This window comes from Bacillus sp. sid0103 (assembly GCF_019219025.1).
In genome coordinates this window covers 25,727-50,702 of sequence record NZ_JAHUWN010000041.1, presented here as the reverse complement: position 1 = coordinate 50,702, position 24,976 = coordinate 25,727, and the positions used below count along the sequence as shown (strand labels likewise).

Genomic DNA, 24,976 nt, shown 5'->3' with positions numbered 1-24,976 from the left:
CTCCGCTAAATCCTTAAAGTGCCCAAAGAAACTTTCCATTGGCGCATTGTCCCAACAGTTTCCCTTTCGGGACATGGATTGGGTTAGACCCAGCTTCTTCACTTTGCTTTGAAACAATGGGTGGGAAAAGTGGAAACCATGATCAGAATGCAAGATTGCATCCGGATGAAAATGATGTCTAACACCCTGTTTAAGCTTTTTTAACGTCTCATAGACAATCTCCATTTCCAAGGACGTGGATAAATGATAAGCAATGATTTCCTTTGTAGCCCCATCCTTCACGCAGGACAAATACGCTTTTTGGCCCTTTCCGTAATAAAGATAGGTAATGTCAGTAAGCAGTACTTTCCCTGGTGCCTCCTGATTGAATTCACGATTAAGAAGGTTGGGACAAGTTAAGTGTTCCTTGGTTGCTTTGGCCATTTTTCGGTAAGGGTTGGCTTTTCTAATTTTTGCTTCTAGATTATATTTTGTCATCAGCCGTCTGATTTTCTTGTGATTCATTTCAGCTAAGTAGTCTTTCTCCATGATCATTTTGATTTGGAGGGTCCCCCCGTACTTCCTTTTCCACGGCGTTCCGTAAGGAAGCCTTCCTCGCCAAAACTATCAAAGGTGTCCTTCCAGCGCCTAAGACATTCTTTTGGCTGCCTTTTATCAAGTTGAATCCATGCTCAATAAAGATTTGAGTGGGAGATTTTCCTAGTTTGTATTCTTTTATTGCTTTTATCTTAAATTCAGGATTGTAAGAGATTGATCTGTCTGAAGCACTCAATATATTTGGATTCTTTTCAAGTTCCTTAATCTGAAATTCTGTATATAAAGTTTTACTCATGGTAATCCTCCGTCCATTATCATTAAATCTATTGAAACACAAAAAAAAACCGGATAAGGGACACTTTTTTATGTGTGTCCGTTATCCGGGGTATAGTTCATAAAAATTAGGGAGTGGTTTTTTGTGTTGTTAAAATTTGCGTACCAAGACTTTTTGGATAACAAACTTTTCAATAATACGACCAAAACGAATATCAAGAATTATGAAATGCTTTTAGGAAAATTTGTTGAACTTAAAACCCTGATCTTAATGTCCAGAACTCATTTTAATACCTGCAGCCCCTGTAATAATACACATAATCAATAGGATTGTTCTTAAACTTCTAGGTTCATTAAAGAAGATCATTCCTGCTATAACACTTCCAATAGAGCCGATACCGGTCCATATTGCATAGGCAGTCCCCACTGGAAGAGAAGTTAATGACAAAGAAAGAAAATAAAAGCTTAAACTTCCAAAAAAAAGACACGCTACAGAGGGGAGCAATTTTTTAAACCCATCTGCACGTTTAAGGCTTATAATACTACCAATCTCGGCAAATCCGGCAATAAGAAGAAAAAACCAAGCCACTGAATCATCCCCAAACCTTGTATAAATCATTTCATTTCCTTTAATGTTTAGGTTGCGCTGGACTAATTTTTATTCCAATTATCCCTAATATCATTAAAGCTACAAAAAATACTTTCAGTTGATTAATAGTCTCTCCCCAAAAAAGCATCCCAGTTACTACTGTTCCCACCGTTCCCAATCCAGTAAAAATGGCGTAACCGGTTCCTAAGGGAATTGAATGTAAAGCTTTTGAAAGTAAAAAGAAACTAAAGAGTATAATAACTACCGTTACTATACTGGGTATAATTTGGGTGAATCCGTGTGAATATTTAAGACCAATCACCCAGACAATTTCCAAAAGTCCTGCTATTATGATATAGATCCATGCCATTTTATCGCTCTCTCCTTTGGCATTGACACTTATTTTTGAACCACGAAGTTCTCCATATATCGATAAATCGCATAAGCTACCCCATTCTCATCATTATTAAGGGTTGTCGTTGTACAAACAGCTTTTATGACATCTTTCGCATTTCCCATCGCTACACTGTATCCAACTTTCTGGAACATGGATAAATCATTGTTGCTGTCCCCGATTGCCATAGCCTGATCTAAGGAGCCATTCATCAAAAAAACCAATTTTTCAAGGGACATCCCTTTTGAAGCTCTTTTATTAGTAATTTCAATGTTATGATCAGCAGATGAAACAACCATCAACTCATCAAACTTTTTGAATTGGTTCCATGCTTCCTCTAATTTCTTTTTATCAAAAGAACATGCTAAAATGTTATAGAATTCTTCCTCCTGTTTTAAGATATCATGATAGTTTTCAACTAAAACATATCCAAACTGGTCAAATTGCCTTTCCGCTACTTCAACTAATTCTTTCATATCTGTATTCAAATCTGCGCTTTTCAAACTTTTAATCTCATTATGGAAATGTTCTCTTCCCTTTTTAAGAGTATAAATGGCTTGATCAGTAAACACTTCGTAATAATAATTCCGTTCATCTAACCATTGGAGAATAGATTCGACACGATCTTTAGTTATCGTAATAGAAGAAATGCACTTTCCGCTTTTTGAATGAATGGTTGCGCCATTTGTTCCGATTACAAATGGGGAAATCCCGGCTTTTTCACATATTGTTTGAACGTCAAAATAAGCCCGTCCTGTTGAAATAACTACTTCAAATCCTCTACCTTGGGCATATTGAATCGCCTTTATATTTTCTTCACTAATTTCATTCTGGTCGTTTAATAATGTTCCGTCTAAATCTATCGCAATGAAACTCATGATATATAGCTCCTTTTCTCATTCTATCTATTAAATTTTCTTTCTAGCTTTTTTACCTGTTATCAATAAAAATCTAATCAAAAAGGAGAGAGAACTCCCTCATCTGTCTCGATATGTCCTTTTATGGATTGACTATGCTTGAATCCAATTGATTTCCTCTAATTTTGAATGATTTCTCCATTCCTCTGGAAATGGTTGCTCGCAGACAATCACATCGACTTTTTCTAGAGGACAAACTTTACAAAATGTATCGACACCCATTTTAGAGTAATCCGTTAGCAATACAACTTGCTTTGATACCTCGACCATCTTGCGTGAAACTAATGTTTCATGTAAATGATAATTACTAACCCCACTTTGAATAGAAACACCACCAGCTGAAATGAACGCTTTATCAACATTAAATTGATTTAACATTTGTTCAGTGAGACCGCCGCATATAGATTGCTGCTTTGGATCAATTTGACCACCTAGTAATAGAATTTGTCCTGTAAACTTATTTTGATTGAGCGATTCGGTCAACACAGACGACACAGGAAGAGAATTGGTTAAAATCGTAATGTCTTTTTTATTTTCAATACACTGCGCAAATTCAAGCATGGTTGTCCCTACATCAATGACAATCACATCTCCGTTAGAAATGAGTTCTACTGCTTTTTTCCCAACCTTAACTTTCGCTTCCTGATTCACCGTTGTACGCTGTGTGAATGGAGGTTCCTCAAATTCAAAGACTGTTTTAATCGCTCCACCGTAAACCCTCTTTAAAAGTCCTTTTTCCTCTAATATCATCAAATCGCGTCGAATCGTTTCCTCTGAAACATTAAATTGATCAACTAATTCCATAACTTTTACTTTTCCCATTTTATTCAGTTCTTTTAAAATTTCATTCTTTCTTTCTTCTGGCAAAACAGACATTTTTCTTCCCCCGCGATCATTAATAATTTATAAAATAATGCATTCTTTCTTCGGTACAAGAATATGAACGCGTGCTCCTTGCTCAAACATTTTCCCTCGGTGGTGAAGATAGTCTACATGGAAGGCTGACGACTCTGTTTCAACTTCATATCTTAAAACATTCCCTGTCATGGTTACATCTTTAACGATTCCTTTAATTCCCCAGTTCGCATGTAAATCCAAGCTATCCTCTCCAGAAGAAACTAATTGTATAACTTCAGGACGAATAGCGACTTCATTTCCTTTTAATTCCGTACTACGAACAAGTTTATGGAAAACCTCTATGTTACAAACATTATAATTTCCGATAAATTTTGCAACAAATGTATTGATTGGAGTGGTATAGATTTCTGAGGGAGAACCAGATTGTACAACGTTTCCTTTATTCATGACAAAGATTCGATCAGACATCGTCATTGCTTCTTCTTGATCATGTGTTACAAAAATAGTTGTAATATCTAATTCCTTCTGTATTCTCTTCAATTCTTTTTGTAAATTTTTTCTAATTTTAGCATCCAATGCACTTAACGGCTCATCTAATAAAAGTACTTTTGGCTCCATAACCAGAGCACGAGCAAGAGCAACCCTCTGTTGTTGTCCTCCAGATAACTGATGAGGATAAGACTTTTCTTTTCCATTTAAATCGACCATATCAATCATATTTTTTACTCTTGAATCAATATTTTTTGCCTTCTTCATTTTAAGTCCGTATGCGATGTTATCAAAAACGTTCATATTCGGAAAAAGTGCATAAGATTGAAACACCATACCGACTTCACGCTGACGCGGTGATAAATTAGTAATATCTGTTCCATCAATTAAAATTCTTCCTACATCTACGTCTTCAAGTCCGGCGATTGAACGCAATAACGTACTTTTTCCGCATCCGCTTTGCCCAAGAAGTGTAACAAATTCTCCTTTGTTCAATGTTAAAGAAATGTTATTTAAAACGACTTGATTATCATATCCCTTAGTCACTTGATCGATGGTTACATAGCTCATTAATTTTCACCTTCTAAATTAGTAGTTTTATGATGATATTGTTTTTTTAAAAACGTAAGAATTCGCTTCTTATTTGATACAACTGAGTTTTTTTCTTTCTTAAGCGATAGTTTTAATACGGTCGCAGTTAAAAATAAAATCAATAAATAATATGTGATTACAATTGCACTAGTTAAGTGACCACTGCTGTTTAGTTTGTCTGCAAGATAAATTTGAATCGTTTCAAATCGACCTCCGACAAGCAAATTAGCAAAAGCAAATTCACCAAATAATAAAGCAACTGATAATAAAGTAGATACTAAAATACCAGACATAATATTTGGAAGTACCACTGTACGAAATGCCTGAAATTTTGAAGCACCTAGTAATTCAGCTGCATCTACAAGTTGGATAGCATTAAGTGTTCGAAGGCTGTTACGAATACCTTGATACATAAATGGTAGAATTGTTATGAAATAAGCACCAATTAGTATCCACGGTGTCCCGGAAATTTGAAATGGTCCATTTGAATATAGCTTTATTAATCCAACCGCTCCAACAATTGGAGGAATTCCATAAGGAAGCATTGCTATTGCTTGAAGCAAACCTTCCCATTTACTGAAATAGACAGTGACGATAAAGATAGTTGGAAGCATAATAAGGACACTAAGACCTACAGTTACAACAATTAAAAATAGTGTTCTTTCGATAGCATCATAAAACCGTGTATCTTGAAATAAATCACTATACCAATGGATTGTATAACTCTCAGGTAAAATTGTATGATCCCATTTACCAGCAATCGAGAATAAAAATGTTCCGACAAGTGGAATTAATAAATACAAAACTAGTAATCCAACAATCACTTTATACAAGATTTTTGAAGATTTCATCGTAAATCCCTCCTAATGCGACGCATCATTCGTTCGTTGAACCACATTGCCCCAATCATAGTCGTTGCTAGAAGAACTCCTAACGCACTACCCAGCTGTGGTTTTAATGTAACGTCACTTGCAACTAAAGAGGCTATTTGCAATGACAATAAGTTATAGTTGCTACCGACCAATGCATAGGCTGTAGCGTAAGCACCCATCGCATTTGCAAACATAATACTAAATGTACCTATAATACTAGGTAAAAGTACGGGTATTCCAATTCGAAGCCAAAATGAAACCTTTGATCCTCCTAATAGTGAAGAAGCTTCTTTCCATTGTTGTTTTATTCCTTGATAAGACGGATAAATTAGCATAACAGCAAGCGGAATTTGGAAATAAATATAAACAAGAATTAGTCCTGTCCATGAATATAAATTAAAATCTGCAAACACTTTTAAACCGATCTTGTGAAAAAGTAATGTAAATAATCCATTGTTTCCAAGTAAAATAATATATGAAAATGAAAGGGGAATCCCCTCAAAATTCGAAGTCACATTAGTAAGCATTAGTAATCGATTTTGTATTTTTTGAGAAAACTTAGTAAACGAATAAGCTACAATTACCGCTATAATCACAGAGGTTACAGCTGAAAATAATGAAATAAGAAGGCTGTTTTTAATTCCTTGCATATAAAATTTACTTTTAAATACTGTTAAATATTGATTAATCGTTACGTGAACTCCATCATCTGTATAAAAGCTATTTTTAATCATTGCCACTATTGGCCCAATTTCAAAACCAATTACAAATAGTATAAATGGCAATAAGAGAGCTAATAAGTAAATTTTTTGTTTATTCATTTTTCGCAACACTTCTCGCTCCTCTATGTTTAACAATTTTGGAATTGGTTTAACAATAAGGCTGTTAAACCAATTCCAGTGTTCATTTTATTGTTGCATTGAACATTTACTTAAATGGTAACTTCTTCTTTTAGTCCTGGTAATCGATATGAAATCATTTTATCTGACGGCTTGATATTTAAAAGCTCACAAACAAGTGGTGCAAAAGCTAATTGAGGAATTACCTCACTGTAAACACCTGGCTTAACTTTTGGGCTAATGATAAATAGTGGAACATCACGCTCACCATCAGTTATGCCACCATGGTTGCCGTATTCGCTCATTCCATGGTCAGAAGTAATTAAAATATGGTAACCTTCTGAGATCCAAATTGGCAGAAGCTGAGCTAATAAGCTTCCCATTTTTAAAATTTGTTCACGATATTCTTTCGATTCCGAACCATAAATTTCGCCTTTTACATCTACCCCTAGCGGATGAATATATAAAAAGTGTGGATCGTACTTTCTACGCAAAGCTTCTGCATCCATTAGGACATGACTATCTGGATAGTCATCATCCCAATAGAATTTTCCATATTGAATCGCTTTTGACTCGTCATCTTGCTCACGATCTTCAATAAATTGGAATGGTGCACGATTATAAAGTTCGCTTACCCAGTAATAAGATGCTGTTGCATTTCTTAAGCCGTTTCCTTTTGTAAGATGGAAAAGACTTTTCTCTGTAGATAGACGGACGGTTTGATTTGACGTAATTCCATTCGTTGATGCCGGTGTACCAGTTAGTAACACTTCATATAATGGACGAGAAAGACTTGGAAGCTCCGATTTCACTTTATAAAGTGCCGCCTGATTTGTTTCAACTAAATGTTGAATAAATCCTAGTGCCTCACATGCTTTATCGTATCGCATTCCATCAACAACAACCGTTATCACTTTATTTAACATTTACTAACACCTCTTCTTGCCATAATTGTGGTAAAGTACTTGCAGTTTTTTCCCAAGCTTTTTGATCTTTTACTGGTGTTACATTTTTGTATTCTTCTTTTGGAAGTAACTTGTCTGCTACTTCTTGCGGAAGTTTTACATCACGAATTGGACGAGCAAATCCTTTTGCTAAGTTAATTTGACCTTGATCACTTAAGATATATTCTCTTGTTGCCATCGCTGCATAAGGATGTTTTGCATATTTGTTAATAATCGTTGTATAACCACTTACGACCGAACCTTCTTTTGGAATACATACATCAAATTGATCACGGTTGATTTGGCTAGCATAATTAAGTGCATTGAAATCCCAAACAATTGCAACTTCTACTTCGCCTTTTTCAATGTTAGCTGGTTTAGCGTCTGTTAGACTCAGACGGCCTTGTTTAGCAAGCTTAGCGAAGAAGTCAAGTCCTGGTTTAATATTCATTTCATCACCGCCGAAAGCCATTGCCGCTGCAAGAACACCCATCTGATTCTGTGCTCCGCGTTGAACATCTCCAATTGTTACTTTGTAATTTCCTTTTAAAATATCATTCCATGATTTAGGTGGATTTTTCACCAAATTTTTATTAGTAAGAAATGCGATTGTTCCTTGATATCCAACAACCCAATCTCCATTATCATCTTTCGCCCATTTTGGTATTTCATCCCAATGAGAAGTTTTATATGGAAGGGTTAATCCTTTTTGTTCAGCAATTGGTCCAAAAGAAATCCCTACATCCCCGATATCAGCTGTTGCATTATCTTTTTCTGATTCCATTTTCGCAATTTCTTCTGCACTAGATAAATCTGTATCACTGTGCTTCAAAGTATATTTTTTCGTTACATTATTCCACGTTTCTCCCCAGTTAGCCCATGAATCAGGCATACCGACACTATTAATTGTTCCCTCTTCTTTTGCCTTTGTTTCAATTTCTTTCAGGGTTAACGAACTTGGATCCTTAACAACTGGAGCAGCCCCCTCTTTAGTAGCTCCACAAGCAGCTAATCCTAGTACACTCACTCCTAACATCAGAGCTTGAATAGACTTGTAACAATTCTTCTTGAATGTGTAATTCATAAAAAGTGCCTCCATTTAGTGTGGAATTTTTAATGTTTATTAATGTTTGTTACAGATTAATCATAAATGGACAATGTTAATTCCACATAAATCCAACGTAAAGGTTTTGTAAATCAGCTCTATATTTCTCCAATTCATCAGCTTTGGGAAAATGTTGTTTACTAGCTTTGGGGGTATTGCTCTATTTGAGAGAGATTTAACTTCTGAAGGACAAAAGAGGAAAAAATATACGAAAACAGAAGGATAAATTACTATTCTAAAAATCGGTTAATTTTAACATCAAAAGTAAATAATACAATCAATGTATTCTAAAACGTTTTTAACAAAAATACTTCTGAGCATTTATAGGAGAGGTTTTTATGTTGAAGAAAATTCTTTCTCTAATACCGGACTATATCATTTTCGTACAAGCATTAATTACATTTTTAGTCCCACTTGGATTTTTTAAATTTTTCAAATGGATTCATTCATTAGAGAAAGAGTGATGATTAGTGAAATGGCGGAAGCTAAACAAAAACAAGATGAAGATTGAAGAATCTGCCAAAAAAGCAAAACAGGATAAACAGTCATTCCAAGAATCTATTAATGAAATGACCGGCGATTTTATAGCAGATTTGAATCTAATTCGCAAAGAGATTGGGCATAATTCAGATGTGAAATTTCGTGAGTTTCAAATGGGAACAACGGGTATTCGTATTGCCATTATTTTTATAGATGGGTTTGCAGATGCGGAGGTAATTAATAATCATATTTTGGTTGATTTAATGTTGGCTTCACCAAAAGAAACCGTCCATCCACTAAAAAACTCCTCCTTAAAAGAGTATATTAAAAACCAAGCTCTTTCTGTATCCGGCTTAAATGAAGTTCGTACTCTTAAAGATATAACCTCCGGAGTAATGTTTGGGTCAATTGCGATTTTAGTCGATGGTCTAGAAGACGTTTTCCTGGTTGGCGGTGCTAAAGCTAAAACAAGAAATATTGATGAGCCGGCTACTGAGGCATCGGTACGTGGACCCAGGGTAGGCTTTATTGAAAATTTAAAGGATAATACAGCTCTTCTACGGCGGCATGGCAAAGATCAAAACTTATCCATAATCAGCTCTCAGGTAGGAGAGCGGTCCAAAAAAGAACTAGTCATTATCTACATGAAGGATATTGTGGACCCTCATTTATTAGAAGAGGTTAAGCAACGGATTAATAAAATAAAAATTGATGATGTACATGACTCTAGTTATATTGAACAATTAATTGAAGATAATTTTTTAAGTCCATTCCCGCAAGTGCAAAGTACAGAACGACTTGATCGTGTTATGGGTTCTTTGATGGAAGGAAGGGTAGCTTTACTGTTGGACGGCTCACCTTTTGCCTTAATTGTTCCTGTTACCTTCCATATGCTGTTGCAGTCTCCTGAGGACTATTACGAAAGATGGATGGCTGGGACATTAATTCGTATATTACGTTATTTTTCAGCCTTTATTGCTTTATTTGTTCCTTCTTTATATATTGCTTTTATTTCCTTTCATCCGGGATTAATTCCAACCAAGCTCATTTTTTCCATTGCAGCCACTAGAGAGGGAGTTCCTTTTCCCCCTCTAATTGAGGCACTCATAATGGAATTATCTATAGAAGTATTAAGAGAAGCCGGGCTTCGTTTACCAAAACCAATTGGACAATCGATAGGGATCGTGGGGGGTTTAGTCATTGGAGAAGCAGCAGTGCAAGCAGGAATAGTTAGTCCAATCATGGTCATCGTGGTTGCTGTCACGGCCATATCTTCATTCACGATCCCGCAATATAGTGTAGGGATTGCATTAAGAATGCTTCGCTTTGCCTCAATGCTATTTGCTAGTGTGTTTGGATTATATGGAGTCGTTCTGTTCTTCCTGTTGCTATGCAGCCATTTGGTGAGGCTTAAAAGTTTTGGCATTCCATATCTGAGCCCTGCTGTATCATTTCGATTGAATGATTGGAAGGATTTCATGATACGGGTCCCCCTATTCCTGATGAAACGCCGTCCAAAACTGTTGCATCCAAAAGATTCAGTAAGAAAAAGGTAACGGTTCGAAAGGAGTTGACTAATTATGACCTCCAGTCCTTTAGATCAAATAACTTCTCATCAAGCAGTAATGTTTATCACAAATTTTATTTTCGGTGCAGGGATTTTAACGCTGCCCAGAACCATGACAGAGAAAGTCCAAACTCCCGATTCTTGGATCGCAATAATTGTTAGTGGATTAATTATTACACTTGTATCAGTAATAATATTAAAACTATGCCAAAGATACCCGAACGAAACTTTCTATCAATTTAATCAAAAACTTCTTGGGAAATGGATAGGATCGCTGCTAAGTTTAACAGTTATCTGCTATTATATTGCGTTGTCCGCATATGAGGTTCGAACTATGGCTGAAACTACACGATTATTCTTACTTCAGGGAACTCCAACATGGGCTATTATGATGCCATTTTTGTGGATAGGTCTATACTTAGTTCAGGGAGGGGTAAATGCCATTGCACGGTTATTAGAAATTATTTTTCCAATTTCGGTTCTTTTTCTCCTTTTGGTCATGTTTTTAGGCATCGAATTATTTGAGGTTGATAATTTACGTCCGGTGTTAGGATCGGGGGTTAAGCCTGTCTTGAAGGGGTTAACAACCTCATCTCTTTCTTTTGCAGGCTTCGAAATTCTCCTCTTTATTTATATGTTCATGAAAGAAAAAAACAAGGTAACAAAAGTTCCAATTCTCGGAGTTGGAATACCCTTTATCTTTTATACTATTACAGTGGTAATCGTAATAGGATCCATGTCAGTAGACGCAGTAGTGTCACAAACATGGCCTGTACTTACGTTTATTCGAAGCTTTGAAATCACAGGGCTTTTTTTTGAACGGTTCGATTCCCTCCTTCTTGTCATTTGGATTATGCAAATATTCGCTACGTATGTCATTGCTTTATTTATTGCTACTCTAGGATTAAAGCAGATTTTTTCGAAAAATACTCACGCGTTTATTTATAGTTTAATACCGCTCATTTATTTAGTTTCTATGATTCCTAAAAATATAAATGAGGTATTTAAAATGTCAGATATAATTGGTAATTTCGCCCTTTATTTATTTTTTATTATGCCGCTTGTCCTTTTCATTATCTCAAAGGTGAAGGAAAGAAAATATGAAAAAATGTAAACCTATACTAAGAAATTCTTTTGTCTCGATGCTTTTACTTTTTCTGCTGTCTGGTTGCTGGAGCAGCAAGTCCATTGAAGATCTAAATATCGCTGTTGGCACAGCTGTAGATAAATCAAAAGATGGAAAAATACGATCTACTCTTCAATATGTAATACCAGGTGCAATCGGTAATTCAACTAACAAATTACCACAACAAAAACCTTATATTAATGTCTCTGCAACAGGAATTTCACAAGAACCAATCGGTTGGGAAACGACCTTACGAAGAGAAGGTTCTATTTCAGGGGCACATGAAAAAGCAGTGATTATTGGGCAAGATCTTGCTCGTGAAGAGCCAATAAGAGAAATAACAGATTTGTTCTTTCGGGATATCGATATTAGAGGAAGTACCTTAATCTTTATTTCTAAAGGAGAAGCTGCACGAACTCTAGAATCAAAGGAAGCCGAAGTCATTCCTGCTATACGCTTGGTAGAAATTGCAAAACAGGAACTTACAACTAGAGCTTTGAGGCACCTCTCTTTAATGAAGATTTGGGGGAAATCGAACTCTCAGACCAGCTTCCTTATACAACTGATTGATTTAAAAAAGGGAGAAATTGATTTTAATGGAGCGGCCGTAATAAAAGGAAGAACAAACAAGATGATTGGGATTCTTAATAAGGAAGAGATTGAAGGCATAAATTGGATAACAGGAGAAGGTAAAAGCGGAGCAGTAAAAGCCTTCCAAAAAAAGTCGGATAAACCCACATATTATCAGATTCAGTCAATGAAAAGCAAAATTAAGCCGCATGTTACCGGTGGTAGAATTTCGTTTGATGTAAAAATTGAGTCAGAGGGAAGAATCGCTGAATATTGGAATCCTCACTTTAAGCCTGCTTTTAAGAATAAAACTATTAAACACATAGAAAATGCGGCTGCGAAAGAAGTTACTCACTTAGTAGTGAATACCACAAAAAAAATGCAAAAGGAATTCGGAGTTGATGTTGGAGGATTTGGCAACCAATTGCGCATACAATATCCTAATGTTTGGAAAAACGTGAAGGGAAATTGGGATGAAAAATTTAGTGAGATTCCCATCACCTATGATGTATCGATTACGATAAAGGATTACGGAATGATTGGATCAAAGAAAAATAAATAACTTTTGTTAGTGCAAAAGACATTACTTGTTTTTCATCTATTAAACGAACTTAAAAATAAGGGCCTGAACCTAATGTTCAGACCCTCGTAATGTTACTTCTCTAAATCCACATGGTGGTGTATCTAATTTTTCCGTATTAAGTGCCAAACAGGTATTGAAGAATAACATCTAACACAAAACTATTATTCTATAGGGTGTGGTTTGGGCGGGGATACTTTTTGTAGATGGCCCATAAATAACAATTAGATCGCGGTTCGCAGGGTTTCTTGTAAAGGATTGCCCATTTGTTAATACTATTTGGGTATATGGAGAGATATTTAAACGTAATCGTCCATCGCTACTCTCCAACTGACTATTAAAATAATCCACTTTTACAGTCTGATACGGGTTATCTTTTACCATGACAAGTGCTGGATATTGTGGAGGGTAAATAAGAAGAGCAGGTGCATTCCCGTCATAATATCCAGTTACGCGATCTCCTACTGCCACCATAACATGGTCTACAAAGTAAGTACTGGGTGACACCACGAAATTCACTAATGCTCCCAATCCGTTTTCTACAGAAATGAATTTATTACAGCCATCTCCTGCTCCATTTTGCCCGATAAGATCAGTAATCATGGTGACAGTCCCATGAAAAGAATAAAAATTTGTCATACTCAAACCTCCATTGCTTTGAAAAGATAATGTATTGAACTATAAAACAAGCGTGGAATTTCAACATTAGTAGGGGCTGCTTAACTTTGTTCCAAAAGTCTCTGTTGCCAATGTTGTGGAAATAAATTGAGTACCATTCCATGTTAAAAGGTTTTCTACATATCCTAATGTATCCGAATTAGACGTACCAATAATCCGTTGATAAACAAGTATATCAAAACTCATGCTTTCTCCATTTGTAACAATGGGATATAATGCAGCCACAGCAAGAACCTCGCCTTTAACAGGCTGTTTTAATTTGCCATTTTCATCGTAAAGCTGTGATAGATAATCAACGCCTTTATGGCTAATGTCAAGGGTGAAAAGCAGGTCTAGTGAAGGGTTTCCTACACTTACTTTATATAAATCTTCATAATTGACATTAAACTTGTAGCTATTATTATATTTTTCAAAATCAAACAATAGGCGAGGCCTATTATTTGTGAGTGAGTAAATATAGAAAATACCGTAGCCTCCGCTTCCTCCCGATTCAATACTTACCAAAATATCTAAAATGTTATCGTTAGAAAAATCCCCAAGGAAGAGCTTAGCATTGTATCCAGCATTTTTTTGAAGATTAATGGTTGAGATCTGGTTAGAACGCCCATCTTGAATGACGAGTGTAATATTATCTGCGAAGATTTCGGAATCATCGTGTTTATTCCCATATAAATAGACGTAATCAATGATACCGTCACCTGTAACATCACCTTGCTTCATGTCAAGCAACACTCGGTTTCCAGAATAAGTATGGTGATCATACGGTTGTACTTGAAATTGCCTGTACAAAATATCTCCCCCCTATAAACATGTAGCAATTACTTTGTGTACCATATGCAGGTAAATACCTATATGACACAAAAAATGGTTAAGAGAATGTTCAGTATAGTAATGCTGAGTAATTCAAAAGTGAAAAAATGTGAATGGTTGATACAACTATGAAAGAGCTAACAATTTTGTATGGCCTGCACGGGTTTAATAAAAAAATAACTATTTTATAGGTAAACACACATTTCTGAGGGTACAAGTTTTTAGGTAAATGACTAAAGAATATGATGATGTGAGATTAAAAAGTAAAGGAGCGCATTTTATGTATCCTAGTCATTTTCATTTGTATAATAACTATCCCAATAGTCAGGAAACTAATTTATATTCAACCCCATTCCAAGAGGAGAACTATTACATTGAGCCCCTTGATGAAAGACAATTTGGCGGGTCCCAACCTCCGTTTGCACCACCGGGTCAAGGACCAGGGGCTGGACCGCCAACTTCACCGCCGCCATCCTATGTTCCCGCTCAAACACAACAAGCAGAACAATTTGCAGTTGATCCAGGCGGTATCAGAAGATGTTTATTCAGATATACGTATGTATGGCTAAGAGGATTTCAGCAATTTTGGTTTTACCCAACCTTTGTTGGCCGATCCTCTGTCTCTGGGTGGCGTTGGATTGGATCTAGATGGGTTTATATGGGAATAAGTTTACGACAAATTCAATCGTTTACTTGCGTATAAAAAGAAAAGGGTTTGTGAATGAATCCTACAATCAGTTGGGCTGAAATCATAAATGCCAAAAGGTATGATTGCTAAAAAAATGAGTGATTTATACCTTTTATTTTTTTTATAAAAATTTACCTTTGGTAACCTGAAAATAACCTTAGGGTAACATTTTCTGAAAGGTGATAAATTACGTGTTTTTACTATTGTCTCACACTCAGTGTATGTGTTAGAATCTGAATATTATAAATTTTCTAAAGTTTATACCAATAAAGGAAATCGCTTTCTTTGTTGTTCATCAAGAGGATACATAAATAGTGGATTAATTTCGGGAGGATTAACAGATGAGAAAGGGTTTAGCGTTAGTTTTGAGTGGAGCATTATTATTGCTTTCAGCATGCGGAGGGGGAAGTAAGGAAACAGGAGGAGAGGGAAAAGAAAAAGAGAAAGTAGTTAAAATAGGCATTACTCAAATTGTGGAACATCCGTCTCTTGATGCTGCTCGAGAGGGTTTTATCGCGGCTCTGAAGGATGCCGGCTATGAAGAAGGAAAGAACTTGAAACTTGATTACCAGAATGCCCAAGGAGACATGAACAATAATACATCCATTGCCCAAAAATTGGTTGCAGACAAGAATGACCTAATTTTGGCTATCGCCACTCCTAGCGCTCAGGCAGTAGTTAACCAGACGAAGGATATTCCAATATTATTTACCGCCATTACGGATCCAGTCGGGGCCGAACTTGTCCAAAGTTTGGAAAAGCCAGGCGGGAATGTGACAGGCACATCTGATACCCACCCAGATGCGATAAAGAATACGATTGCTGCCATTAAAACTTTTATTCCCGATGCCAAAAAGGTGGGCATTATCTATAACAATGGTGAACCCAACTCTGTTGTAAATGTTAAACATGCTAAAACAGCTTTAGAGGCAGCGGGTCTTGAGGCAGTTGAAACTACTATAACAGCCAGTACCGAAGTAAAGCAGGCGGCCGAGTCAATGGTAGGGCGTGCGGACGTATTATACATTCCAAAGGACAACACCGTCGTTTCTGCCCTAGAATCGGTTATAACAGTAGCTAATTCCCAAGATATCCCAACCTTTGTTGGTGAGGGCGATTCTGTCAAACGCGGAACCTTCGCATCTTATGGATTTGACTACCACGATCTGGGCTACACAACCGGAAAAATGGCTGTAGAAATTCTCAAAGGAAAAAAACCAAGTGAAATTCCTGTCGGCTTCCCGGAAAACCTTGAGTTGTACATCAACAAAAAAGCAGCTCAGGAGGAAGGGATCACCTTAACAGAGGAGATGCTAAAGGACGCGAAGATAGTGGAATAAAATCTACATTTATCTGTGACCTGCCTTAAACACCTTAGTAACAATTAAATGCTTCAGAGTTCTTCTTGGTAAAATAATTACAGTTCTTAAAATTATTAAAACCATACTAATCTGAGTAGATGAAAAAGAATGTTTTTAAATAATAATTCCATTATAAAAACTGGTGATTGGGTCAAGGAAAGAACCCTGGATGGGGAATTAATTATAGGCTTTATCGAATTTTAAAATCATTTATATCAAAAGCGATAACCATTTCCTAAATAAATTTAGGGAGTGGTTTTTGTTGTTAGAATGCATTTATCAGCACTTTTCAAAGGTATTAAAGGGAAAATGAAGGGAAACGTGGAATTATTAATTTTAAGCCTATCTTGGAGGGACGGAGAGTTGTTCCAGACCTTCTCATAAGAGGAGCAGGAGAAACTATGAAAATAATACATAAAAAAATATGGATACCAGTAGTACTCGCGGGTGTATTAGTTTGTGGCTATTTATATTTTGATAAGGAGAATGTAACTCTTAGGGTAGGAACTGCACCCACTGGTGAAAAAGTGGTCCAAGTGCATGATCAGAATAATAAGGTTGAAAGTGAATTTCCGTTCAGCATGAACGAAAACTCTGTTCAGCAAGCCATACATAATATGTCACATCAAAAAGTATTAGCGGACAAAAAATGGGGTGCATTGCCATTAACAGTTGAACGGGTAAAAAGATTACTCCAAGTGGTGGAAGCGAATAAGAAAGAGTATGAAAATGGTGATTTATATTTAAATATATTAAGATCTTGGGATAAAGGCAATTTTGATAGCGTGGTTATCAACCACAATGCCATTTGGTCGCTGCAGGGTGGCACAGTTGGAAAAGCCTTTGGCGTAGCATCACCAGAAGAAGAAATGGAATTTATCCAGGAGAATTACGATGTTAAGCAGTGAAATAGAATCTACAACTGCTGCCAATTAAAGCTCTGAAATACCGTATTGAAAGATGTGTTGGTGATAGCATCAAAAAAGGGCTGATCTTTTCTTGTTTTTGTTTCGTATCGCTAGGCGATATAACTTGCAAATATATCAAATAACCCTCATATTTAATAGAAAAGGAGGTCCGATATGCGAAGCGATATACAAATGAATGAACAGGCTTTCTCCACTAAGGAAGTGGCAGAAGAAGTTGGGATTGCAACACCTACTGTTCGAAAGTATGGCCAAATCTTAGAGCGGAATGGATATGAGTTTTTCAAAGATGGCGATCGGCGTATTTTTGTTCAATCTGACATCGGAGCGCTTATAGCGTTACGCGATACGGACAAGCCCCTAGACGATACAGCTAAAGACCTTGCGTATCAACAAAAGGAAAGATTAGTAGATTTCAATGAAACTGAAATTGCGATATCCGATACATATGAAACTTTACCCCAAGACCCCAATCAATTAAAGGAGATCTTAAAGGTTTTGGTCAATGAACTCGCAGCCACGCGTGAAATGAATGTCCAACTGACAAACGATATGTCTCAGCTTAAAGTAACGGTTTCCCGACTGCAGCAAGATCACCATGTTATAAGTTCCAGCATTGCTAATTCAGCGCAAAAAACTCATGCGAAAATTGAAAAGTTAACTGAACAACAAAATACCCATTTCGAAACATTGCTGAAACAAGAAATACAAAAAAATGAATCCTTACAAAAAGAGATACAAACTATACGGGACGAACTGGAAAAAGAATGGCGTTCACAAAATGATTTTAATAAACGCTTAGAAGAAGCGATACAAAAACCTAAAGAAAGATGGGAATGGATTCTCTCCATATTCCGAAAATAAGGTGCCTGTATAGGCTTTTTTTTTTTTGCTCAACTTTATCGTATCGCCGGGCGATACAATGAAATAGATATGAGTTTTTTATGATGTTGATTAGTTATCGTTGTTAATGCGACATTGAAGCGCTAATAGCGTTACGCGATATGGACTAAGCCCTAGGTAATACGTGTGTTAAAAACAAAAAGAAATTTTTTTTTGTTTTGTATCGCTGGGCGATATATCTGCGAATGATAACCAAATCAAAGGCAGAAATTCCTTTGTTCCGACAATTCGGATTTACTATTTTTCAAATTTCAACAAATTCCCGGGAAATATCTACAAATTCTGAGTAGATATCGACAAAATTAGAAGTTCTTAAATAAACATTTTTTTGAATAATAGAATTCAAACGCTCATCCAAGGTTTCTTTATATGGAAAACAAAAAGAGGTTTCTCATTAATTTAATTTATGAGAAGCTTTTTTCCATTTGTTGGTACCGGTGTGCTACTTATCACATCGTCTTGTCAAGTAAAGTTTGTGTATTTAGAACTGTGCAAGGAGCCCATTATAACTCGAAAAACAGGTAAAAAGTTCTACTGTTTTTAACGTTCCATGATTTTTACTCCGATAAACCATCCGATTGTCTTATTAAGAAAGAATCATATTTTCATAATCTTATGTCTGGAAATTCCAAGTTTCAAGTTAAATTAGAAAGAAAGTACTAGAAAAAACCCCACTCATTTCCAGAGGTGTTTGAATGTTGAATAAACCTGTGATAAATAAATAGATAGGAATTTACTTCCAACGTAGTGTAATTGTCTGGAAAAAGTGGTTAATCAATTCCAGGGCAACCTATAGGTAGAGGAGATGGAAAACAAGTGGCTGGACAAATTCGTATGACCCCAGCGGAGTTAAAAGCTAAAGCGACTCGCTATGGGCAAAGTTCACAACAAATTGAGCAAATTTTAAGGGACTTAACTAATTTACAAAATGAACTTCGTGGTGAATGGGAAGGTCGTGCCTTCCAAAGATTTGACGATCAGTTTAACCAGTTGAAGCCAAAGGTACAAAATTTTGCTCAATTGATGCAAGAAATTAATACACAATTGAACAAGACGGCAGATGCAGTTGCTCAACAAGATGAGCAATTATCGCAGAATTTTGGGCTTAATTAATTCGTTTGCCTGACAAATGAAAGATGAGCGTTAGATTAGTGGGAAAAGTCATTCGGGGCTATGTTCCCAAAAAACCAAAAGCCACGCGACAATTGTTGTGTGGCTTTTATTCTTTGTTTGCAGCGAGCAGGCAATTTCAAAAGTCTCCCAACATATTAAAGTGTTTTTATATAAAAATAGAAATCATTTCTTTATTACATACTAAAAATTTCAGGGGTTGAGTGGATGAAAAGGGTTGAGCGAGGTGTCTTGTTATTTATAGTTCTGATCCTTGCGCTATCTTCAGGCATCTCTTATCTGGCATTGAATCAAGTATCAAATAGCAAAGCCAGCACAGATGAGCAGAAAATGACCGTAGCATTGGTTAATGAAGATCAAGGTGCACAATTTAATGATAAGAACTATGAATTCGGTGCTGAATTTATCAAGAATATTGAGAAAGATGATACACATGACTGGTATGTTGTCAGCCGTGGTGTCGCTGAAAGCGGCCTTGACCGAAATGTCTACAACATGATGATTGTCATTCCGAATGATTTTACAGAAAAGGCATTATCAATTGATTCCAAATCACCAGAACAGGTGGTGTTGAACTACAAAATTAATGCTTCTGATAACAGCAATATAAAAGCAAAAGCCGAGAAAACGGCGAGCGCAATCTTAGGAGATTTTAATCGCCAAATTATTGATGTCTATTTTGCTAGTGTCATCGGCAATTTACATGATGCTCAGGACAATATTGGTACATTGGTAAACAAGGAGCAAGTATATACGAACGTTTATAATCAATCAATCCATCGTCCCTTAGCCGGTTACACCGCTCAGTTTGGAGCAGTTGAGAGTAACACAGAGATATCGAGAGAGAGTTTTACCGGCTTACAGGACCTATTGCAAGGGTTTGAAACTAGCCTGGGTGAGGATGTAACCGCAAGCAATACCTACCAATCCGGCTTAGTGGATTTTACGAAACTGAAGGCGGCAAATGGCCTTTTAACAAAAGATTTCTCCGGCCGGCTGAACATGTTAGATCGTGAAATGAATCATGGCGATGTCATGCTGCAATTAGATTATTTAACGTCAGCTAATAAGGCTATCAATGACCAGTTCCATCAAAATGATAATCAGTCGTCGACTATTTTAACCGAATCGGCTGCCCTTCAAACGTACCTGAAGGATACGAAGGATAAAATGGAGCAAATGAATATAGAGCTGTCCGATACATTGGCATCAGATATGGAGCAATTAATTGCAGACAAGCTTAAGAAGGAAATAAAACATACGTCAGGTCAAGAACAAAATGTTTCCTTAAATCATATGTTTGCGGCTCCAGATAAAAATGCACGGGATGCATTACAAAAGCAAATTGATCTGCTGCCGACAATGGATAGTAATGATTTAGACGGCCTTGGTTTAAGTGAACAAACGGTCACACAGCTAAGAAATGTTATAGCTGTTACCAATAAATATAATCAAGAGTTTGGTTATACCCCCAAACCTGTTGCAACTGGGATTCCTTTGTCTGAAAAAGTAAAACAAGTCAAAAGTGATTTGATGACAAAGGGAGTAACTCTGACAGATACCGTAAACCTGCAGAAAAATAAAAAAAATGGACAGGAATTTACACTATCGATTCCAAAAGAATTTGAGATTAAGAGAGTTTTATTATCATTACCAAATAGTCAAGAAATGGATTATACTGAGCCATTTCTTCATAACCAAAAAATTAAACTGCCTTCAACCGATAATGGAGAATTCATTGTAAAAATTGATGTGACTCTCAAAAACATGGATGCAATCCTTGACGTTTTCCAGCCAATCACATGGAGTTGGGAACTCGATCAGAAGGACATAACCGATGTAGATCATCCAGAACAGCCAGAACAACCAGCTCAGCCAGAACGACAAGAACCGGCTGAACAAACAGAACAAACAGAACAAACACAAACACCAGAGGCAAATTCAGCCGAACTTGAAAAGGAAACAGATCCATCCGTATTGTCTAACGAAGGTATTCAGACGATAGCAGCTGAAGGAACGATCGATAATCAGAACTCGACTCAACCAAGTGACAATGACAACAAAAGCATTATAGAGAGATTGGAAATTTTAAATAACCATATTACCCACCAAGTGATGTCACCTCTTACTGTGGACTCGACAAGTGTTTTGATTAATGCTTCCAGCGATACCGTCAGTGATTTCCATAAGTTATTGACTCTGTATAATTTATACTTTGGTATTGGCATGGAGCAATTTAATCGTCCGGACCTAGTAAATAATTTGAATCAAACCAATCTGATGGATATGGCAGATGAGGATTCTCTTTATTATTTATTTAATAAACAGGACATTGTCGATGTGCTAGCATCTTATATTGCTGAACAAATAACAGAGGAAATACGGGAACAGACTGAAGAGGTAAAAGGCAAAATAGATGAATATATGCAACTGGTTGACAATGCAAATCAAAATGCGGCCCAAATGTCGGAGCGGATTAACGAAACAACAGCACAAGCGGAACTATTAAATGAGAACCTTTCTGAGACGTTAAAAGATTTGGGAGCATGGCGCGAAGCAAGTCTTAATTTACAAACTGAACAAGCAAAAGTTTTGCTGAATGGGGACGAAGAACAACAGGCAGTTCTATCCATCGGAAATGAATTTAACTCGCTGCTTGCTGCAAGTCAATCCCTAGCGGACCAGTCGAAATCTAATTTAGCTTCTGCCGATTCGGTTTATCAAACCTTCGATGCAATCGATCGTCAAGCGAAGGAAATTCAAGCCAGTGGAACGACTTTAGTACAACAGGCAGGGACCCTTTCGAATAATTTAACAACTAAATTGGCAGAGGATCAAAACTTTGCTGACAATTTCGCCGGGGTGCTGGCGAATAGCCGCATTGGTGAGCGGCCAAATGAAGATTTGTTAAGCTTTCTTTCTAATCCGGTACAAACGAAGAATGCTGGAGTCATCGCTGCAGGTGATACATTTACTCCTTACTTTATTGTTTTGATCTGTTTTATTGTCGCGTTATTTACCGCTTATGTTCTCTCCAATTTTGAGCGAAAACGTCTGCAAGAAGATACATTTGCGGGAGAACAGACAATTGTCGGCAAAAATCTTCCGCTCACAATTATTACAGTGGGAATTGGTATCATCGAGGGGATCGTGATTGGGCTTCTTTCAGCCTACTTGCTGCAAATGAGTGAAGGTGTTTTCCTGAAATGGACCGGTTTAATCACGTTGATTATGGTCACACTTCTGCTGGTTTCAGCCAATTTATTACGGCAGTTGAAAATGGCAGGTATGTTTGTTCTTTTGGTGATTTTGAGCCTCTATTTATTCCTAACCGAGGCACTCGGGCGTCACTTTGACCAATTCTCTGCCGCAGCTACATTAAGAGACTACTCACCTTTGCAGTACATTGAAACGTTATTAATGAAGTTTGGCAGTGGAGCTGCTGATACGAAGTGGATTATTTTTGGCTTAGCAGCCCTGACGGTTGCCAGCCTTGCCGGCCATTTGTTTGTCTCTAATCGTCCTGCTAAAAGCGAGGAGGTTAATCATGAAGGAGTTAGTGAAGCTCTGTAGTGCTATCACTGTTTTTATAGGATTCCTTTTTATGTTTTCACTCCAGCCTTTGGCGGATGAAACCCTTGATCATAGTGGGAAAATTCGATTGCAAACGGACCGGATTGGCCAAGATGCAGTTGAAAGGGAGAACTTAGAAACTCAAGACCATCAAGAAACGGAATTGGAAAAATTGGCGCCGAACCTGTTCAAGGAACAAACACGGGCTGCCCTTATAACGAAACAAATAAAAATGGAAAAATCCACGTCAGATTTACAACAAGGGCTTTTTGTTGCGCCGAGTAAGCCCGATATTACTCTGAAACATACCGAAAAGGTACTGTTTTCGAGTAATTATACAGTTCAACATACTGCAGCTCCCACCCAGAACGAGCCTGAGAATCAACAAGGTGCTTTTTTAAACACTAAAACAATCACGACCTTCTTAGGGATGGTCGTGATTGGCTGCGGCGGGATCTTTACAATGATGAGAAAAATGCTCGGGTAAAGGAGGGAACATCATGCCTAGTCAAACACATGTTAACGTGACCGTTGATTTTAGCAGATGGGGAAAAGGGCAATATGACGTAAGAATCCCTGCGCACCAACCGATTAAACAACTGCTGGTGAATTTGGCCGACACCTTAAATCTCGATCTTGCAATGGCACCTCTTTTTGCAGTAAAGCTTTCCAACAAAGAACTCTTATTGGCAGATGATGATCGGCTTATCGATTACCCGGTAACCAATGGAGACCTTTTACTAGTTTTATAAGTATATAGAAACAGGCACAAATCTTTCTGAAGATAGAGCCTGTTTCGCAGGAAGGAGTCAGAACTCATGAATGAAATAAGCATCCAATGGGAGTCAATCACATACAAGTTTCTCATTCTTAACAATAGCTGGCAGCTGAACTTGCCGAAATCACAAACACGAGTAAAAGATGTTCGCCAATTAGCTTTAATCAATAACGACTCGGACTTATTCGTACCTGCAATGGTTGAAGAAGGAGACGATATGTTTACCTTCTCTTTTGAAGTCGATCCACGCGCTAACACATGGGAAGATGTTCAAAAGCTAAACCGAAAAGATAAACTACGCCTGTTGTGCAATCTAGCTCGATTCAAAAAAATCCTAACCACGCGCATGACCTTCTTCTTACATCCCAACAATCTGATTTTTGATGATAATCTTTTACCATCTATCGTGTTTCGCGGTATCCGGGAGTTGATTCCCCCATATGAGCTGAATGAAGAAAAATTATTACTCCAATATAAATGTTTAATCGTCGCCTTATTTTCAAAAAAGTATACCTTTGACGAGCTCTATTCTGGTTCATTGAAAAATGCCAAGGATACTCCCTTTGAACGTCATGTGGGTGAACTAGATGATTTTGATACTTTAATCAAGTTTTTGGAAGAACAGTACATAAAGGATAAAATAGAGCTGGAAAAAACCATGGTACATGTACCTGCAAAGCGATTTCGGCTTTTTAAACAATTAACTTTTATCATGATTGCTCTTGCCGTTATATTGGCTGTGCCGCTCGTCTATTTGAGTTTTGTAAAAACACCTTTTCAGGAAGATCTCCTCGAAGCAGATCGTCATTTTTTATCCTTAGATTATGGGAATGTCATTAATGATTTAGAAGATCAAACACCAGAAAAATTACCTGATACTAGTAAGTATGTTCTTGCTTATTCTTTCATTAAAACTGAGAAACTTTCTGATGATCAAAAAGAGGTCATCTTGAAAAACATTAGTATAAAAAGTGATCCTAATTATTTGTTGTATTGGATATACAATGGCCGGGGGGATTTTGCCAGAACGATCGACCTTGCCAAGTATATTGATGACCCTCAATTAATCATGTATGGACTGATCAAACAAATCGAACAGGCGAAAAATGACCCTGATTTAAGTGGGACAGAGCGTGAAAGTAAGGTTCAAAAATACCAAGAACAATATAATACATATGCTGATAAATATGGTCTGGACTCCATACTAAACCCGCAGAATTCAGTTCCAGCAGGCGAGGAAAGTCAATTAGAAGAAACTAGCAGCCAAGAGGTAATCAATCAAGATTCAATCGATAAACCAGGAACGACAGACAATGACCAGGTGGATAAAAAGGAAAATCCAGCAGGGGCACCAAAGGAATAATAGTAGATGAATGCATACTTGTGTAATAGAGAGG

The 24,976-nt window shown here is 37.0% G+C and carries 26 protein-coding genes; 13 read left to right on the top strand and 13 right to left on the bottom strand.

All coding sequences use genetic code 11. From position 1 onward, the window contains the following. The 11 genes from KW850_RS29475 to KW850_RS29425 all read right to left on the bottom strand — a co-directional run. Nucleotides 1-534 (bottom strand): IS3 family transposase (locus KW850_RS29475; RefSeq protein ID WP_218351244.1); only part of this gene is annotated, 534 nt, incomplete at its 3' end. After that, nucleotides 506-832, bottom strand: a complete 327-nt coding sequence (locus KW850_RS29470) for a hypothetical protein (RefSeq protein WP_218351243.1) — start codon at nucleotides 830-832, stop codon at nucleotides 506-508. The genes KW850_RS29470 and KW850_RS29475, both read right to left, overlap by 29 nt. Before the next feature lie 246 nt (nucleotides 833-1,078). Next, the gene (locus KW850_RS29465; RefSeq protein WP_218351242.1) at nucleotides 1,079-1,399 is read right to left on the bottom strand and encodes a DMT family transporter; all 321 of its coding nucleotides are present in this window, start codon (nucleotides 1,397-1,399) and stop codon (nucleotides 1,079-1,081) included. Between the two features lie 40 nt (nucleotides 1,400-1,439). After that, a complete protein-coding gene (locus KW850_RS29460; RefSeq protein ID WP_218351241.1) occupies nucleotides 1,440-1,769 on the bottom strand; it encodes a DMT family transporter in 330 nt (109 codons plus the stop codon). Between the two features lie 29 nt (nucleotides 1,770-1,798). After that, nucleotides 1,799-2,671, bottom strand: coding sequence for a Cof-type HAD-IIB family hydrolase (locus KW850_RS29455; protein WP_218351240.1), 873 nt, complete (start codon nucleotides 2,669-2,671; stop codon nucleotides 1,799-1,801). A gap of 132 nt (nucleotides 2,672-2,803) precedes the next feature. Continuing rightward, nucleotides 2,804-3,586 (bottom strand): DeoR/GlpR family DNA-binding transcription regulator, encoded by a 783-nt coding sequence (locus tag KW850_RS29450; protein WP_218351239.1) that lies wholly within the window; start codon nucleotides 3,584-3,586, stop codon nucleotides 2,804-2,806. Nucleotides 3,587-3,613: 27 nt separating this feature from the next. Continuing rightward, on the bottom strand, nucleotides 3,614-4,627 hold the full coding sequence (locus KW850_RS29445; protein WP_218351238.1) for an ABC transporter ATP-binding protein: 1,014 nt from the start codon (nucleotides 4,625-4,627) through the stop codon (nucleotides 3,614-3,616). Next, nucleotides 4,627-5,499, bottom strand: coding sequence for an ABC transporter permease (locus KW850_RS29440; RefSeq protein WP_218351237.1), 873 nt, complete (start codon nucleotides 5,497-5,499; stop codon nucleotides 4,627-4,629). The genes KW850_RS29445 and KW850_RS29440 overlap by 1 nt, the downstream gene beginning before the upstream one ends. Next, nucleotides 5,496-6,353: an ABC transporter permease gene (locus KW850_RS29435; protein WP_308128879.1), complete on the bottom strand. Its 858-nt coding sequence runs from the start codon at nucleotides 6,351-6,353 to the stop codon at nucleotides 5,496-5,498. The genes KW850_RS29440 and KW850_RS29435 overlap by 4 nt, the downstream gene beginning before the upstream one ends. A 98-nt stretch (nucleotides 6,354-6,451) precedes the next feature. Continuing rightward, a complete protein-coding gene (locus KW850_RS29430) occupies nucleotides 6,452-7,285 on the bottom strand; it encodes an alkaline phosphatase family protein (RefSeq protein ID WP_218351236.1) in 834 nt (277 codons plus the stop codon). Continuing rightward, nucleotides 7,275-8,387 (bottom strand): ABC transporter substrate-binding protein, encoded by a 1,113-nt coding sequence (locus KW850_RS29425; RefSeq protein WP_218351235.1) that lies wholly within the window; start codon nucleotides 8,385-8,387, stop codon nucleotides 7,275-7,277. The genes KW850_RS29430 and KW850_RS29425 overlap by 11 nt, the downstream gene beginning before the upstream one ends. Nucleotides 8,388-8,746: 359 nt before the next feature. Here KW850_RS29425 and KW850_RS33660 point away from each other — a divergent pair, with 359 nt between their 5' ends. Genes KW850_RS33660 through KW850_RS29410 form a run of 4 tightly spaced genes read left to right on the top strand, consistent with a single transcriptional unit; the run spans nucleotide 8,747 to nucleotide 12,713 of the window. Next, a complete protein-coding gene (locus tag KW850_RS33660; protein ID WP_256358530.1) occupies nucleotides 8,747-8,872 on the top strand; it encodes a hypothetical protein in 126 nt (41 codons plus the stop codon). A gap of 6 nt (nucleotides 8,873-8,878) precedes the next feature. Next, a complete protein-coding gene (locus KW850_RS29420) occupies nucleotides 8,879-10,444 on the top strand; it encodes a spore germination protein (RefSeq protein ID WP_374226396.1) in 1,566 nt (521 codons plus the stop codon). 24 nt (nucleotides 10,445-10,468) lie between these two features. Further along, the gene (locus KW850_RS29415) at nucleotides 10,469-11,569 is read left to right on the top strand and encodes a GerAB/ArcD/ProY family transporter (RefSeq protein WP_218351234.1); all 1,101 of its coding nucleotides are present in this window, start codon (nucleotides 10,469-10,471) and stop codon (nucleotides 11,567-11,569) included. Next, nucleotides 11,556-12,713 carry a Ger(x)C family spore germination protein gene (locus tag KW850_RS29410; RefSeq protein ID WP_218351233.1) on the top strand — a complete coding sequence of 386 codons (1,158 nt, stop codon included), beginning with the start codon at nucleotides 11,556-11,558 and terminating at the stop codon, nucleotides 12,711-12,713. The genes KW850_RS29415 and KW850_RS29410 overlap by 14 nt, the downstream gene beginning before the upstream one ends. 168 nt (nucleotides 12,714-12,881) lie before the next feature. Here the strand turns inward: KW850_RS29410 and KW850_RS29405 are convergent, their stop codons facing one another. Both KW850_RS29405 and KW850_RS29400 read right to left on the bottom strand, forming a co-directional pair. Beyond that, on the bottom strand, nucleotides 12,882-13,370 hold the full coding sequence (locus KW850_RS29405; RefSeq protein WP_218351232.1) for a hypothetical protein: 489 nt from the start codon (nucleotides 13,368-13,370) through the stop codon (nucleotides 12,882-12,884). Nucleotides 13,371-13,436: 66 nt separating this feature from the next. Continuing rightward, entirely contained in the window at nucleotides 13,437-14,198 is a 762-nt protein-coding gene (locus KW850_RS29400) for a VCBS repeat-containing protein (RefSeq protein ID WP_218351231.1), read from the bottom strand. A gap of 301 nt (nucleotides 14,199-14,499) precedes the next feature. Between KW850_RS29400 and KW850_RS29395 the strand changes: the two genes are divergently transcribed. The 9 genes from KW850_RS29395 to essB all read left to right on the top strand — a co-directional run bounded on the left by KW850_RS29395 (nucleotide 14,500) and on the right by essB (nucleotide 24,942). Beyond that, complete coding sequence (locus KW850_RS29395) at nucleotides 14,500-14,922, top strand: hypothetical protein (RefSeq protein WP_218351230.1); 423 nt, start codon at nucleotides 14,500-14,502, stop codon at nucleotides 14,920-14,922. A gap of 326 nt (nucleotides 14,923-15,248) precedes the next feature. Beyond that, a complete protein-coding gene (locus tag KW850_RS29390) occupies nucleotides 15,249-16,247 on the top strand; it encodes an ABC transporter substrate-binding protein (RefSeq protein WP_218351229.1) in 999 nt (332 codons plus the stop codon). Between the two features lie 422 nt (nucleotides 16,248-16,669). Next, on the top strand, nucleotides 16,670-17,176 hold the full coding sequence (locus KW850_RS29385) for a DUF6241 domain-containing protein (RefSeq protein WP_218351228.1): 507 nt from the start codon (nucleotides 16,670-16,672) through the stop codon (nucleotides 17,174-17,176). A 174-nt stretch (nucleotides 17,177-17,350) separates the two neighbouring features. Then, nucleotides 17,351-18,058, top strand: coding sequence for an SH3 domain-containing protein (locus KW850_RS29380; protein WP_218351227.1), 708 nt, complete (start codon nucleotides 17,351-17,353; stop codon nucleotides 18,056-18,058). Between the two features lie 855 nt (nucleotides 18,059-18,913). After that, on the top strand, nucleotides 18,914-19,210 hold the full coding sequence (locus tag KW850_RS29375) for a WXG100 family type VII secretion target (protein ID WP_026565218.1): 297 nt from the start codon (nucleotides 18,914-18,916) through the stop codon (nucleotides 19,208-19,210). A 225-nt stretch (nucleotides 19,211-19,435) separates the two neighbouring features. After that, nucleotides 19,436-22,801: a type VII secretion protein EsaA gene (gene esaA, locus KW850_RS29370; RefSeq protein ID WP_218351226.1), complete on the top strand. Its 3,366-nt coding sequence runs from the start codon at nucleotides 19,436-19,438 to the stop codon at nucleotides 22,799-22,801. After that, nucleotides 22,776-23,288, top strand: a complete 513-nt coding sequence (gene essA / locus KW850_RS29365; protein ID WP_218351225.1) for a type VII secretion protein EssA — start codon at nucleotides 22,776-22,778, stop codon at nucleotides 23,286-23,288. The genes esaA and essA overlap by 26 nt, the downstream gene beginning before the upstream one ends. Nucleotides 23,289-23,301: 13 nt before the next feature. Continuing rightward, nucleotides 23,302-23,553 carry an EsaB/YukD family protein gene (locus tag KW850_RS29360; RefSeq protein WP_218351224.1) on the top strand — a complete coding sequence of 84 codons (252 nt, stop codon included), beginning with the start codon at nucleotides 23,302-23,304 and terminating at the stop codon, nucleotides 23,551-23,553. Nucleotides 23,554-23,619: 66 nt separating this feature from the next. Further along, nucleotides 23,620-24,942, top strand: coding sequence for a type VII secretion protein EssB (gene essB, locus KW850_RS29355; protein WP_218351223.1), 1,323 nt, complete (start codon nucleotides 23,620-23,622; stop codon nucleotides 24,940-24,942). Nucleotides 24,943-24,976 lie beyond the last annotated feature (34 nt).